The sequence below is a fragment of the Candidatus Tisiphia endosymbiont of Micropterix aruncella genome (assembly GCF_965178575.1).
Taxonomy (GTDB): domain Bacteria; phylum Pseudomonadota; class Alphaproteobacteria; order Rickettsiales; family Rickettsiaceae; genus Tisiphia.
Genome location: NZ_OZ238268.1, coordinates 444,036 through 458,502, shown reverse-complemented (window position 1 = coordinate 458,502; position 14,467 = coordinate 444,036). Strand labels below are relative to the sequence as shown.

General features: G+C 34.0%; 15 protein-coding genes and 1 tRNA gene. 1 reads left to right on the top strand and 15 read right to left on the bottom strand.

Annotated features, from left to right (window positions below; all coding sequences use genetic code 11):
- Positions 1 to 23 precede the first annotated feature (23 nt).
- Positions 24 to 749 (bottom strand): helix-turn-helix domain-containing protein, encoded by a 726-nt coding sequence (locus ACN1AG_RS02190; RefSeq protein ID WP_417905329.1) that lies wholly within the window; start codon positions 747 to 749, stop codon positions 24 to 26.
- A 329-nt stretch (positions 750 to 1,078) separates the two neighbouring features.
- Between ACN1AG_RS02190 and ACN1AG_RS02185 the strand changes: the two genes are divergently transcribed.
- Positions 1,079 to 1,306 carry a hypothetical protein gene (locus tag ACN1AG_RS02185; protein ID WP_417905328.1) on the top strand — a complete coding sequence of 76 codons (228 nt, stop codon included), beginning with the start codon at positions 1,079 to 1,081 and terminating at the stop codon, positions 1,304 to 1,306.
- A 338-nt stretch (positions 1,307 to 1,644) separates the two neighbouring features.
- On the opposite strand, the gene ACN1AG_RS02180 is transcribed toward ACN1AG_RS02185, so the two are convergent.
- The 14 genes from ACN1AG_RS02180 to ACN1AG_RS02115 form a co-directional block, all read right to left on the bottom strand.
- On the bottom strand, positions 1,645 to 2,472 hold the full coding sequence (locus tag ACN1AG_RS02180; protein WP_417905327.1) for an LpxI family protein: 828 nt from the start codon (positions 2,470 to 2,472) through the stop codon (positions 1,645 to 1,647).
- Position 2,473: 1 nt separating this feature from the next.
- Positions 2,474 to 3,292 (bottom strand): acyl-ACP--UDP-N-acetylglucosamine O-acyltransferase, encoded by an 819-nt coding sequence (gene lpxA, locus ACN1AG_RS02175; RefSeq protein WP_417905326.1) that lies wholly within the window; start codon positions 3,290 to 3,292, stop codon positions 2,474 to 2,476.
- Between the two features lie 2 nt (positions 3,293 to 3,294).
- Positions 3,295 to 3,729 carry a 3-hydroxyacyl-ACP dehydratase FabZ gene (fabZ, locus tag ACN1AG_RS02170; RefSeq protein ID WP_417905325.1) on the bottom strand — a complete coding sequence of 145 codons (435 nt, stop codon included), beginning with the start codon at positions 3,727 to 3,729 and terminating at the stop codon, positions 3,295 to 3,297.
- Positions 3,726 to 4,751 (bottom strand): UDP-3-O-(3-hydroxymyristoyl)glucosamine N-acyltransferase, encoded by a 1,026-nt coding sequence (gene lpxD, locus ACN1AG_RS02165; protein ID WP_417905324.1) that lies wholly within the window; start codon positions 4,749 to 4,751, stop codon positions 3,726 to 3,728. Before lpxD ends, fabZ begins: the two co-directional genes overlap by 4 nt.
- A 220-nt stretch (positions 4,752 to 4,971) precedes the next feature.
- A tRNA-Phe gene (locus ACN1AG_RS02160) sits at positions 4,972 to 5,047 on the bottom strand.
- A gap of 455 nt (positions 5,048 to 5,502) precedes the next feature.
- Complete coding sequence (locus ACN1AG_RS02155) at positions 5,503 to 7,005, bottom strand: Npt1/Npt2 family nucleotide transporter (protein ID WP_417905323.1); 1,503 nt, start codon at positions 7,003 to 7,005, stop codon at positions 5,503 to 5,505.
- A 424-nt stretch (positions 7,006 to 7,429) separates the two neighbouring features.
- Entirely contained in the window at positions 7,430 to 8,077 is a 648-nt protein-coding gene (locus ACN1AG_RS02150) for a hypothetical protein (protein ID WP_417905322.1), read from the bottom strand.
- 29 nt (positions 8,078 to 8,106) lie between these two features.
- Positions 8,107 to 9,534: an NAD-dependent succinate-semialdehyde dehydrogenase gene (locus tag ACN1AG_RS02145; protein ID WP_417905321.1), complete on the bottom strand. Its 1,428-nt coding sequence runs from the start codon at positions 9,532 to 9,534 to the stop codon at positions 8,107 to 8,109.
- A 619-nt stretch (positions 9,535 to 10,153) separates the two neighbouring features.
- Positions 10,154 to 10,390: a hypothetical protein gene (locus ACN1AG_RS02140; protein ID WP_367364511.1), complete on the bottom strand. Its 237-nt coding sequence runs from the start codon at positions 10,388 to 10,390 to the stop codon at positions 10,154 to 10,156.
- Positions 10,391 to 10,459: 69 nt separating this feature from the next.
- Positions 10,460 to 10,792 carry an iron-sulfur cluster assembly accessory protein gene (locus ACN1AG_RS02135; protein ID WP_341753739.1) on the bottom strand — a complete coding sequence of 111 codons (333 nt, stop codon included), beginning with the start codon at positions 10,790 to 10,792 and terminating at the stop codon, positions 10,460 to 10,462.
- Positions 10,793 to 10,796: 4 nt separating this feature from the next.
- A complete protein-coding gene (gene iscU / locus ACN1AG_RS02130; protein ID WP_341753738.1) occupies positions 10,797 to 11,180 on the bottom strand; it encodes a Fe-S cluster assembly scaffold IscU in 384 nt (127 codons plus the stop codon).
- A gap of 60 nt (positions 11,181 to 11,240) precedes the next feature.
- Complete coding sequence (locus ACN1AG_RS02125; protein ID WP_417905320.1) at positions 11,241 to 12,497, bottom strand: IscS subfamily cysteine desulfurase; 1,257 nt, start codon at positions 12,495 to 12,497, stop codon at positions 11,241 to 11,243.
- A gap of 111 nt (positions 12,498 to 12,608) precedes the next feature.
- Complete coding sequence (locus ACN1AG_RS02120) at positions 12,609 to 13,772, bottom strand: cysteine desulfurase family protein (protein WP_417905319.1); 1,164 nt, start codon at positions 13,770 to 13,772, stop codon at positions 12,609 to 12,611.
- A 256-nt stretch (positions 13,773 to 14,028) separates the two neighbouring features.
- A complete protein-coding gene (locus ACN1AG_RS02115) occupies positions 14,029 to 14,460 on the bottom strand; it encodes an Rrf2 family transcriptional regulator (protein ID WP_341757553.1) in 432 nt (143 codons plus the stop codon).
- Positions 14,461 to 14,467: the final 7 nt, after the last annotated feature.

Genomic DNA, 14,467 nt, shown 5'->3' with positions numbered 1-14,467 from the left:
AAATTACCATCGATAAAAAAGATTTATCTTCCTCTGCTGCTATTAGGTGATTTCTTAATTAAAGAACTCACATGGCTGGGAGCAACATTATCTGTAGTCAGAGCCTTAGGTGATATATCACTTGCAATGGATTTCCCAATAAGTTGAGCGGCTTTTAGAACTTCAGGACTCAATGTTTTTAAGTTACCTAAAGATCTGTCTACCTGTTTCTCTCTTCCAAGCTGCGAAGTTCTACCTAGCATTCCATCAATAGGAGCTTTAAAATAATCAGCAATAGCTATAACCGCTTCGGTACTTAGCATTTTTTGGTTATTATCATCTTCTCTTAAAAAAGGACGAAGGGTGTCTTCACTACGACCAATTTTTGATCCTAATTCGTATTGAGTCATTTGGTTTTTGTTCATCTTCTCGGTGATAAAGCTCTTCAAATTAGCACTTAATGCTTCTGGAGATAGTTGCATATATTCTTGTTTTTCTTGAGGCTCAAATTCCTTTCTACCTAGCACTTCATCAATAGAGCAGTCAAAATAATTTGCAAGTTTGATTATGTTTTTTATTTCAGGACGTCGATTACCCAACATCCCTCTCATAGTAGTCGGAGGGATGCCTGCAAGTTCAGCAAGATCACTTGCCTTTAGTTGTTTTTCTTCCATTTTATTCCCAAGGAATTCTTTTATATTTTCAATCCAGCCCATTGTAAATATTTTTTTTATAAAATTGATCCGTGAAAAACGGTTTTTTCTTGACAATAAAAAATTGTCACAGTAAAGTTGTTTATCTTACTAAATGAACCAAAGAATTATTTAGTAAGATAAACTTTAAAAACTAAAACTATTTAGTACATAAATTCAACTACTAAATATAGGTAAGTTGAATAAAAACGAAATAATACTAAATGTTAGTTAAGCACAAAACCTCAATCATAAAAGGAAATGCCTTATGAATATATACAATATTTGCTCAGTAATCAAATTTATTCTTGCTTATTTAGCAACTTTATTTTTAAAAATGCAACCTCAACTACCCTATCTAATAATGAATAGGAATATTTTACCTACAATCATAGTAAGAGGGTTTTATGCAAAATGATCTTAATGATAAAGATCTAAAACAACTATATAGCAAGATTATGACTATATCAGGTTACATAATTGCCATGAGATCAGAGTGTATAAGAGGAGCTAAGAAGACTGAAGATGCTCTAAAAATCCTAATCAAGCGTACATATGACATTAGAGGTGGACTTTGGATATGTTTGATTACTATATGGTTTTTAACCATACTTTTTTTGCAGAAAAACTTTTAGCCAGTACTTATTAAATTTACAAACTTAAAATTGGAAGACGGAAAGCTAGACTTTATGTTACATTCACCGTTCGACACGTTCATAAAATGCACTAAAATCGAAGAATATTTAAAATCTAAGTCTAATAGTTCCTTAAAAGGAACAGTGCTTACAGTGAACGTGTTTGATTCGGAATGATCGAGTATTAATGCAGAAAGTGTAAATTGTAATCGGTTTTGACATTGCAAGCTTGGATCAAAAACGCTAACGTAAGTAATACTACTTACAGGGCAAAAAAGACGTCCCTGCGAAAGTAGGGGCTGTAAGATAAAATCTATTGCCTTAATTCTTTAGATACACTAAGTAAGTTTAATAAAAAGTCCGCATTCATTAGCGAGGCCAATAGTTCTTTCTATCTCTAAAATAATCACTTTATCTTTCTGTATGGCTAATCCTTTATAACCATAATTAGCTAAGTTACTTATTGTCTTTGCTCCTATTGTAGGTATATCAATTCTAGTATCTTGGCCTTTCTTCATCATTTTAATAAGTACACCACCTGTAGAATTTTTACGTAAATATGAACATCTTTCTATTAAATTATCTGTACCCTCAGCCGCCTCAATACCTATAATATACCCATTATCAACAATTACTGACTGTCCTACATCAAGACATCCGATACTATCTAATAGCTTTATCCCCAGTTCGATATCTGTATTATCTATTCTAGATGGAACAGCTATGGTCATAACATCATTATTTGTTCTTAATATTTCATAACTAGAAACTACTTTAAACCCTTTCTCTTCTAGGAAATCTGTCACTATACTAAGAAGTTTATCATCTCCTAAAAATTTTTGTTTCAATATGCGTGCAAGTAACCTTGATCCCATTAAATCTACTTTAATTGATCGCAAATTAGGACGATTTACACCACCAGCAAGAATTATATTTTTTACATCATACTTACGAAAATATTCAATTATTGGCTTAACCATACCGATTTTAAAAAATTGGTGGATAAAATCCTTATACAATACCGGATTTGCTTCTCCCTCCAAAGCTGCGATATAACATTGCCCGCCTTGCTTAATGAAACTATTGGCGAGTGAAATTGGCAATAAGCCATTTCCTGCTATAATTCCAATTATACTCTTTTGCTTTAAAGGGTATATTTGCAACATTTTACCTACTTACCTTATCATGCTCAACTTGTCTTGGCTGACAAAATGCTCTAGTAAGATCCTGTTTTATAAAAGTGATAATTTGTTCTACAATAGGATTACCTTTATATTGCTTTAAAACTATCTCAATTCTATCAGTAAAAATACCTTCGCCAATAAAAATCTCATCTACGGCTTTTATAGTATCAAGCGTTTCCTGATTATCAAAGCCACGTCTTTTCATCCCAACTAAGTTTATTCCTTCAAGAAATGCCCTTTCATTTGTAACTACTCCAAATGGAATCACATCTTTGCTCACTGCAGACATACCCCCCACCATCGAATGTTGTCCTATACGTACGAATTGCAGAACAGCAGAAAGCCCTCCTATAATGGCATAATCATCAACTTTAACGTGACCACCTAGGCTAGCATAGTTTGCAAAAATTACATTATTTCCTACGATGCAATCATGTGCTATATGTACTCCAACCATAAATAAACCATTATTACCTACAGAGGTAACCATACCACCACCTTTACTACCAGCTTGAATAGTTACATATTCTCTAATAGTATTATTACTGCCTATGATAACCTCTGACTCTTCTCCCTCATACTTAAGTATTTGAGGGGGCTGACCAATAGAAGCAAATGGATATATAACTGTATTAGCACCAATTTTTGTTTTTCCCTCTATAACTACGTGTGATTTTAACTCAATATTATCCGCCAAAACCACATCCGACCCAACAGTACAAAAAGGACCGATTCTGACATTTGCACCAATCGAAGCCTTTGAATCTACCATGGCAGTTGCGTGTATAGCTGATAAGGTCATTGTTAATTCCTATTTTTAACCATTGCAGTAAATTTACTCTCTGCAACTATCTGATCATTGACTTTGCTGTTACTTGAAAATTTCCAAACAGAACCTCTATTTTGTTCTATTTTAGCATAAATATGTAATGTATCACCTGGCTCAACAACTTTACGAAATTTTGCCTCTTCAATAGTCATAAAGAAAACATCTTTATCTTTGAAGTCCATTGATTTGGCTACTAAAATAGCAGATAGTTGAGCCATAGCCTCAATAATTAGCACACCAGGCATTACTGGTTTTGTGGGAAAATGACCAGTAAACTGCGGCTCGTTAAAAGTAACATTCTTGATACCAACAATAGACTCATTAAGTTTAAATTCTAGCACCTTATCTATTAATAAAAATGGATAACGATGAGGTAGCATTTCCATTATTTCTCTAATATTAATTGTCATCTATATCCCGTTTTTTTGTTTACAAGTTGCTTCATAATTACTGATTGTTTATGCCAATCTCTAATTGGTACTGCAGGATATCCACCAACTGTAGTTCCTAGTTCAACATCTTTTATCACGCCAGATTGGGCTGCTACTTGGACTTTATCGCCTAGTACTATATGTCCGGATATGCCTGACTGCCCTCCTAAAGCACAATATGCTCCTACCTTAGTACTACCTGCTATACCTGCTTGGGCAACAATAACTGACCCCCGTCCTATTATAGCATTATGTCCTATCTGCACTAAGTTATCTATTCTACAAAAATCTTCTATTATTGTATCATTTATCGATCCTCTATCAATAGTAGTATTACTACCTATTTCAACATTATTACCTATTTTTACCATACCAGTGTGCAAAATTTTCTTATGAATTCCTTTATCTGTTGCAAAACCGAATCCATCTTGTCCAATTCTCGCTCCCGCTAATATTACCACATCATCACCTATTATACTGTAACTTACTGAAACATTTGAGTATATTAACGCTCTATTACCTATTACTACTCCAAAATCTATACTCGTCCCAGATTCTATAATGCAATTATCTCCTATTATAACATGATCTTCAATAACAACGTTATGCCCTATATAACAATTACTTCCTATAGTGGCAGAATCTGAAATATAAGCAGATGGCATAATTTTGTTAGGATAAGTTTTTGCTTTACTATAAAACAAATCTACTAATTTTGCATAAGCAAAATACGGATTTTTTGTTTTTAATAAAATTGTTCCATTATTAGATTCGTGCAAAAAATTCTCTGGGACTATGCAGCACGAAGCTTTAGTGTTTTGGAATTGAATAATATATTTGTTATGAATTAAAAAACTTATATCACCAACATCAGCCTCTTCTAATGACTTAACATTATGGATTAACAAATCATTTGAGTATACTATCTCAGTATCTATTAATTTTACAATTTCTGATAATTTATAAGGAGCAGATTTCTTATAAAAACGTGAGTTTATCATGGTTATTTAATTTTACAAAATAATGGCGACAGTATAAACGCTAGTTAGAAAATACTCAAGTTTTCTTACAATAATTTACCCCAGTTCGGGATAAGAATTAGTTAATTCTTATCCCGAGTTCGCGTAATTTGTATTTCAGAATATTGTTCATGATTGTATAATAGTTATTATACAATCTAGATATTTCATAAAGTATACGATAAAAGATTTATCATAGAGATGGTGGCCAGAGCCGGAATCGAACCGGCGACACAAGGATTTTCAGTCCTTTGCTCTACCAACTGAGCTATCTAGCCGTATAAACAGACATATTGTGTAATAAACTCAAATCAATTGACTACAGCTAAAGATTCAAGGCAGAGTTTCTTATAACTAATTAAAAAAACTTTGTCCATATAATTTTTTAAATGATAAAGAGTATATAATTTTTATCTAGACAAATAACCCTGCATTCTCTCTGATTCCCCTTCAATGCCACCCCTACGAAAGCAGGGGGCTAGAAAAGTCTAAATAGTTTTCTTGGCTATTTTTTTAGACCCCTGCCTACGCAGGGGTGACATCGAAGGTGCTTAGAATAATAATTAATGTCGAATGCTCTAGTTTTAGATGACAACCGACTTAAACCGGACACTAGTACGCGGAAGCTAGGATGACATCGTTTTTGCTCCTGTAAACACTATCACTTATGTTGGAGTTTTTGATCCACGTTGGTCAAATACTGCGTAGTCCCATCAATCTAACTTCGTTACAACTAACTTTCGGATTTGACATCAGATATCTGAACTTTATATTCCTTATTAAGTGCTTTGATCGCGTATAGCCACAATATTACAATAACAAAAAACACACCAGCAAAATAAGGTGTAGCTTCAGTGAAGGTAAAAGCAGGGAGCAAGATAAAGAATGTTGACTGGATAATACCACCACCAGATTTACCGAACCTACCACCTATAACTTCTACCGCCGCTTGACCTTTAGTTCTAAGATCTTTATCAAGAGGAATATATGCCATATTTTTAGTAGCGTCAAATAGTGAGTATTTTGTTGCCTTACTTAAAATATTTTGAATCATGCCAATCATCACTGCTACTGCTAAAGGTCCAGAAGTGAATAAACCAGTAATATACATCGCGATAGTACTATCAAAGAAAATAAAGGCAAAAAAAGCAACCCCGGTAATTAACATCATCAAAGGAGTAATCATAGCGGCTGTGAACCAAGAAACCCTTCTTAGAATATTACTGCCAATAATCATGAATAATATAGCTGTAACACCTTGCCAAGCCTGAAATTGCCCCATATACATGGTATATTCTTCTTTAGTTGGATATAGCTGCTGAATTTTTGATTTCCATACACCTTCTACAAGATTTACTGACACACCATAACATATAATTAGTAAGGCAATAAGTCCTAAATATTTTGAGCTAAAAATCATTTTGAAGCTTTCTATGAGAGATAACTTAACCTTGCCTTTCTTGGTTGCTTTACTTGTTGAGTCATATAAAGTAGGATCGGTTAAAACATGCTGATTCATCCATCTATATAACAACATGATAACTACAGCACTACTCATCATAATAATAAGTAGTGGCGTAAATTTCAGTTCTTCTGAAACTATTTGAGTTTCTTTGCTTAAAAAATAGCCAAGTATTAATGCAGTGACTGGTAAAGATAAATTCGCTAACATACCAAACATAGAATAAAAACGCTTTGCCTCTTCAGTCTTAGTAATTTGGTTAGCAAATTGCCAAAACAATAAGCTAAGCATCATACTTCCCCAAAGTTCTGATATAGCATAAAAGATAGCAAGACTCCACTGACCAATTACCCTAATAAACCACTTAAAATTTGGATATTCATTACTCAATGCATCGATTGTTTCGGGATTAGGATGCACTAACTCTGGGTAAGGATATAAGATAAAAGTGAATAGGACAAAATATGCAAGAAAAAAACTAGTTACAGCATAAAAAACATTTTCTTGTTTTAACACATCACAAAGCTTTACGTAAGCAACCATAAATAGTACTGCCATTGGTAAAACAACATAGGTTTTTACAAAACTTATTGATTCAGGACCAATAGCTGTTACCACAAATCCATCTTTTATCGATCTAAGAGTGGAATAGTTGAGCAAAATACAAAACATCATAGCCGCCATCGGCAAAAATTTCTTATTTTCATGCCCTTCAATTGGCCAAACTACTCTTCTCATTTCTGAGAAATAACTATTATTTTCCACCTTATTCATACTATTTGATTATCATTATAAGTCAGTGGACTTATACAGATATATACAAGAAAAGTCAAACGAAATGATTATTTTTTGCTAGATAAGTCTAATTATTACTCGATAATCAAGTTTTTTCTAAGGCATACAATTCACCCCAATTTGGGATAAGAATTGATAAATTCTTATCCCGAATTCGCGTAATTCAGGGTAGTTTATGTCATCCGAGCTACGGCGGGGATCTCAAAAACCTTTACGTCTAATACCATTTCCCATTATTAACTACGCTAATACTACAGTTGTAGTTACTCCCCAGAGCTGTCATTCCCGCGTAGGCGGGAATCTACCGTCTTGCTAGAATGACATCTTCTCGACTTCTTTGCATGACTTTTAAACTGCCATGAATTATATAACTCAATAAAAACTTGATTATCGAGTGTACACTCTAGTTTTGGTTTTGTACTTCTTCTCCTAGTAGTGACACATATGTCGAAGAGGTGCTAACAGTATCATCACTAACACTACTCTGATATCCAAGATTAACTTCGCCATTATAGGAATAAGAAGCTTCAGCCTCCTCGTATGCAGATGTTGGTAAACAATTAGGCGTTAACTTGCTGTGTAATTTAATGAGATTGCTGCATTTAGCTATTTGACTATTTACTATTTCTATATTCACTCCTTCAGCATGAATATCAGATTGAGCTTTTCTCACTACTGCTACAAACTCATCTATTATAACCTGCATAGACTCAGGAACTTCTACCCGGTATTTAGGCAGCATTTCAGTACATTTTTTGGGTGTAAGCTGTAAGGCTGCTCCATACATTAGAGTTTTTATCTCGACATCTTCTTTCTCATTGCTACAAACATGGCAACGGCAATTAAAAAAGGCAAAAGCAGCTTTTACATTGCCTAAGCACAAAGATAGCCAAAAACTTTTTGCAGCCTTACTCCAGTTATCATTTATATTTTCCTGTTGTCCATTATCAAATTCTAATGAAACTGCCTTTTTGCTATAATATATTCCTAATTTATAAAAATTTTCAGCTGTATATTTTTCTTCTCCTGCCTTTTTTCTTGATTTTGCCATGTTGATATCTTCCTTAAGTTATATAAGGATTAATTATACAAATTTATAGATTTACTATTCAAATACTCAAATATCCCCTCATCCGAACCTTCCACTCCAAATCCTGAATTCTTGCGTCCGGCAAATGCTGCTTTGGCATTAGCAGGTAGTGAATCATTAATTGATACCATACCAAAATCAAGTTTTTCTGCCATTATTTGAGCTGTGGATATATTTTTGCAATATATATAAGCTTGCAATCCATACTCCGTATTATTGGATCGAGCTATAACCTCATCTATATTAGCAAATTTATAGCAGGCAAGAACCGGTCCAAATATCTCTGTTGTAAAAATCTCCATATTATCCTGACAGTTGCTAATAATTGTTGGCTCAAAAAAATTATTATGAGCTTTACCTCCACATATGATTTTCCCACCTTTATTTTTAGCATCTTCGATCAATTTTAAAATCTTATCTGTAGCTGCTTTGTTAATCAGTGGCCCTATAACTGATTCAGGATCAAAACCATCCCCTACTTTAAGGTTAGCAAATTTCGTAGTAAGAATCGATAAAAATTTATCATAAATTGTCTCTTCAATAAATATTCTGTTAGGAGAAGTGCAAGATTGTCCACTATTCCTGATCTTTCCTAATATAAGCTCACTTGCAGCCTTCTCTAGATCAACGTCACTTAATACAATAAATGGTGCATTACCGCCAAGTTCTAGAGACAAACGCTTCATAGTAGCACTAGAGTTTTGGTATAATATCCTCCCTACCCTAGTAGAGCCAGTAAATGATAATTTACGAATTCTAAAATCATTGCAAAATATCTGCCCAATATTATTGGCATCACCTGTGATAATATTTAGTACTCCAGTTGGCATGCCAGCATCACTTGCAAGTTTAGCCAAAATCAATGCAGAAAAAGGAGTGAATTCCGATGGTTTAAGTATAACACTGCAACCAGCAGCTAGTGCTGGGGCAACTTTTCTTGCTACCATGCTACTTGGAAAATTCCACGGAGTAATTGCACAAACCGGACCAACCGGTTCATATTCGGTAATAATTTTGTGATTTATTGATTTGCCAAGCTTGATTTTACCTTGAATATTATAAATATTACTGGCAAACCAATCAATAAACGATGCTCCATATGCTACCTCCCGCTTTGCATCTTCTAATATTTTCCCTTGCTCTAAGGTAATTATACAGGCTAATTCATCAATATTCTCTAATATTAAAGAATGCCATTTTCTTAATATGATGATTCTTTGTTCAAAAGAAGTCTGTGACCAATCTTTAAAAGCTCTAACAGAACTGTGAATAGCACCAACAATTAAATCATTGGGCAAATTTGGTATCGAGCCAATTACCTTGCCATTCGCAGGATTTGATACTTCCAACTGTTCTTGGCAATCTAGCCAATTTCCATCTATGTAATTTTTTTTATTAACGAAATCTAATAATTGCATGATCTATCACACATATTTAATTATTAAAAAGGTAACTTATAACCTCTTGCTTGAAGCTGCTGCCAGCAGGGTAATTTAAAAGTCGGGCTGCAAGCCTAATAGATAAAGGAAAAAGTGCTTAATATGCACTCGATGTCATCCCAGCGAAAGCTGGGATCTAAAAAAAATAGCCTGAAAGACTATTAAGTAATATAGATCCCGCTACCTACGCAGGAATGACATCGGTAGTGGTTAAACTTACATACTATAACAACTAATGACGGTGACTTTTAAATTACCTTGGCTAAACACATGCTTCCTAGACATTTTTCCAACAGAGCCACTATACCAGTTAAAATCATCATTTAAAGATATCGCTGTGTGTTCCCGTACGTTCTAGCCTTAATACTTCATCGTTTAAGTAATATCCAGTCAGGTTCTATATGACAATTCCAAATATTATTCATATTTACAATTTTGTGTAAACAATATTTGGTAGGTAATAACAAATGATGTTCTACACCTTAATTAATATTTTTTACCAACAAATCAGTTGTTTCTATTAATTTTGTAATGTTTTTACCACGTTTGTGCATTATAGATAATTCTTTCTCAAATCGTCTAGTAGCACTTTGTATAATCATATCAAGTTTAGTTTTTTGTACATTTCTTCATAAGATGGATATGTATTTATATTTAAGCCTTCTCTTGATTCTTTTAATGTTTTAACAGATTCTTCGTTTAATTTCTTTTCTTGATGTATTCTAATATATATAGCTTCTCTTACAAAATTCATTATTGTATCTTTTCTGTACGCAGTGTGAATTTTTAAGAACTGATGTAGTTCATTAGGAATATCGATACTTAGCCTTGTCATTTTCGTACTCATTATTTAGTAGCTACTTAAGTAAGTATATCAGTAAATTATAAAAACAGAAATATTTTTTTATATATTAAACGACTTTCCACACCCACAACTACCTTTTTCGTTTGGGTTATTAAAAGTAAACCCGGATTTAAACTTGTCTTCTACATAATCCATTTCACTTGCTAGAATATACATCAGAGCTTTTGGATCGATTAATATTCGTACACCTTTATCTTCTATCACCTCATCAAACTTATTCTTGTCATCCGCATATTCTACGTAATAAGATAGACCAGAACAGCCACCAGATTTTACCCCAACCCTAATACCAAAAGATGGTTTATTACGTTTGCCTATCAATAGCTTTATTTGCCTAGCTGCTGCATCAGTCAATGACATAATATTTTTCATAAGTCTACTGCAATTTTTTAGTTTTATAATCAGCTATTGCAGCTTTTATTGCATCTTCTGCCAATAAAGAGCAATGGAGTTTTACTGGCGGTAAAGATAGTTCTTTGGCTATTTCAGTATTTTTTATACTACCAGCCTCATCAATAGATTTACCCTTAACCCATTCTGTTACTAAAGAACTTGAAGCAATAGCAGAACCACAACCAAAGGTTTTAAATTTGGCATCTGTAATAATTCCATCTTCACTAACTTTAATTTGTAGCTTCATTACATCACCGCATGCAGGAGCTCCAACAAGACCTGTTCCAACATATGCATCATTTTTATCTAATGACCCTACATTACGAGGATTTTCATAGTGATCCAGCACTTTTAGACTATATGCCATTTTATTTCCTATCTATATTATAATAATTATAAGCAACCTACGCTGCACAACAATGACACATCAATGTGTTGCCCACTTGATTTGCTTTAAGTTAACTCCCTCTTGCACCATCTCCCAAAGAGGGCTTAGCTCTCTTAATTTATTAATTTTTGACGCTATTAACGCTGCAGCATAATCGATTTCTTCTCTAGTAGTAAATCTACCAATACCAAACCTAATAGAGGTATGTGCCATTTCTTCATCAACACCCATAGCTTTTAGCACATATGATGGTTCAAGCGAAGATGATGTACAAGCAGAACCGGATGAAACGGCTAAATCTTTAATAGCTAGTATCATAGACTCACCTTCCACATAAGCAAAACTTAGATTTAGATTCCCCTTATATCTATTATGCCTAGCACCGTTTAGGTAAACGTCGGCAATTTCTTTAGTAATATTATCATAAAACCTATCAAAAAGCTCTTCTACATGCTTAGCATCTTTTTGCATCTCAAGCAGAGCTATTTCAGCAGCTTTGCCAAGCCCAACAATTAAAGGAGTTGGTAGAGTCCCAGAACGCATACCTCTTTCCTGCCCTCCACCATTTAAAATCGGCACTAATCGCACCCTAGGTTTTTTCCTTACATATAAAGCCCCAATACCTTTAGGACCATAAATTTTATGCCCGGAAATACTTGCCAGATCAATGTTACAATCATTAACATCTATGGAAATTTTACCATATCCTTGGGCAATATCTGAATGAAAGAATACTCCTCGTTCACGACAAATTTTGCCAATTTCTTTAATTGGTTGGATAACACCAATCTCATTATTTACAGCCATCACCGATACCAGTATAGTTTGATCTGTTATGGCATTTTTCAATATTTCTAAATCAATCAAACCACTTGGCTGAATTGGCAAATATGTTACCTTAAATCCTTCATCTTCTAAATGTCTACAAGCATCTAAAACGCATTTATGTTCACTTACCACCGTCACTATATGATTTTTTTTATTACCATAGAATTTAGCAATTCCTTTAATAGCTAAATTATTAGATTCAGTAGCACCAGAAGTAAAAATAATCTCTTTAGGATCTGCTCCAATAAGCCTCGCTACTGCTTTTCTCGACAACTCCACAGCTTCTTCAGCTTCCCAACCAAAGGAATGACTCCTAGAATGCGGATTACCAAATTTAGTGGTAAAATATGGCAGCATACATTCCAGAACCCTTGTATCCATAGGAGTTGTCGCTTGATAATCCATATAAATTGGTAGTGATTTACCACTTAATTTTACTTTTTGTCTTAATTTTTCTAATTCATCCATACTAGTTACTCTTTTAGCGTTCCTGTGATTTTTAAGATCATCCCTGTACCTAGAAGGGTTATACGTCATTGCGAGGAAGTAGCATTGCTACGACGAAGCAATCCAAGAAAATTAGATATGGATTGCTTCGTCGCTACTAAAGTAGCTCCTCGCAATGACGTTTAAGTTAGAAGCGTATATTTCTTCAAATGCTTTAATAAACGTTACAACATCTTGGGTAGTTTGTTGATAATCAAAGCTGACTCTAATCGAAGACCTAGTATCATCCTCACTAAACCCCATATTCGATAAAACATGTGACTTACCAACTTTCCCTGATGAACAGGCAGAACCGGAACTAACTGCTATACCCCGTAAATCGAAAGCTATCAATTTGGTTTGTGCATCAGTGTTAGGTACGATTATCAACGTGGTATTTGGTAATCTTTCAACATCTTTCGACACTATTTTAACATTTTTATAGTTGCACAAATTTTGCTCCAAATATGTCTGTAATTTCTTCATTTTTTTATATCTATCTTCTATCTCTGTAGTCGTTATTGATGACACAAGCCCGAACGAAGCAATCGCTAGTACATTTTCTGTACCTGAGCGGATGTTTCTCTCTTGCCCTCCACCAATCATCATTGCTTTAAGTGTATGCTCTGCTTTAGCAATCAACGCACTACTTCCCTGTACTCCTCCCAATTTATGACTTGATATAGTAGCAAAATCAACTCCTAATTCTTTAATATTGACCGATATTTTGCCAACTGCCTGAACACAATCACTATGAAATACTGCCCCATATTTTTGGGCAATTTTAACCAGCTCTTGTACATTTTGCACAACACCACTTTCATTATTAGCTAGCATTACAGACACGAGCTTTTTATTGCTATGACTAACCGATAGCAGTTCTCCTAAATGCTGAGCATCAACAATGCCATCACTATCGACACGAATAATTTTAATATTATTTCTATATTTAACATGATCAAAGATCGATAAATGTTCTATGCTAGAAACAAAAATTTCTCCGTCATAATAATTATTCATCAGCAAATTATTACTTTCTGTGCCAGAGGAAGTAAAAATAACCTGATATTCTCTAGAATTTATGTCAACGCCCACAGATCTTGCAACTTGCTCCCTAGCTGTTTCTACTAAACTCCTAGCATAACGTCCTTTGGTATGAATAGAAGACGGATTATATGCTGCTTCGAGCAAATTCTTCATAAGCTCCTTAACCTTAGGATGAACGTTAGTAGTAGAATTATGGTCTAAATATAACATATAATAACCTCTGTTCGATATAACATTACCGTGTCCTCAGTTCGATGTAACAAGTTATATTGTTAAGCATCAACTGCGAACAATGTCATCCCTGCGAAAGCAGGGGTCTAAAAAAGTAGCCTAATAGGACAATTGAACATTTTTAGATCCCTGCTTTCGCAGGGATGACATATGAGGACACGGTAATGTTACATCAATATTTGAGGTTATAATAACATAATTTATTCGTCCACTAATACATAAGTTAAAATAATTTTCAAAAACTTTTAGAGCTATCTAGTGTATCAGCTAGCATATCAGCTACAGAGATGGTGTCAAAATAGTTCCTTATATGCTTACTTAAACCTAACCATAAATGATGAGCGTTACATTTTACTTTATTAGGTACGCAACTATTCTGAGATTTTCCTAAACATCTTGTCATTTCAATATTCTCATCTACCGCATCAATAATATTAGTAATCTTGATATTATTTAGTTTTTCATTAATGATGTAACCACCTTTTGGACCTTTCGCTGATCTAACTATATTAGCTTTCTTAAGTTTTGCAAAAATTTGCTCCAAATAGTTAACCGGTATATTTTGTTTTGCCGAAATCTCTGCCAAGGTAACAGGCATATCCGACATTTGAGATGCGATTTCTAAGATAGCCATTACAGCATATCGTCCCTTTGTAGTTAATTGCATACAACAA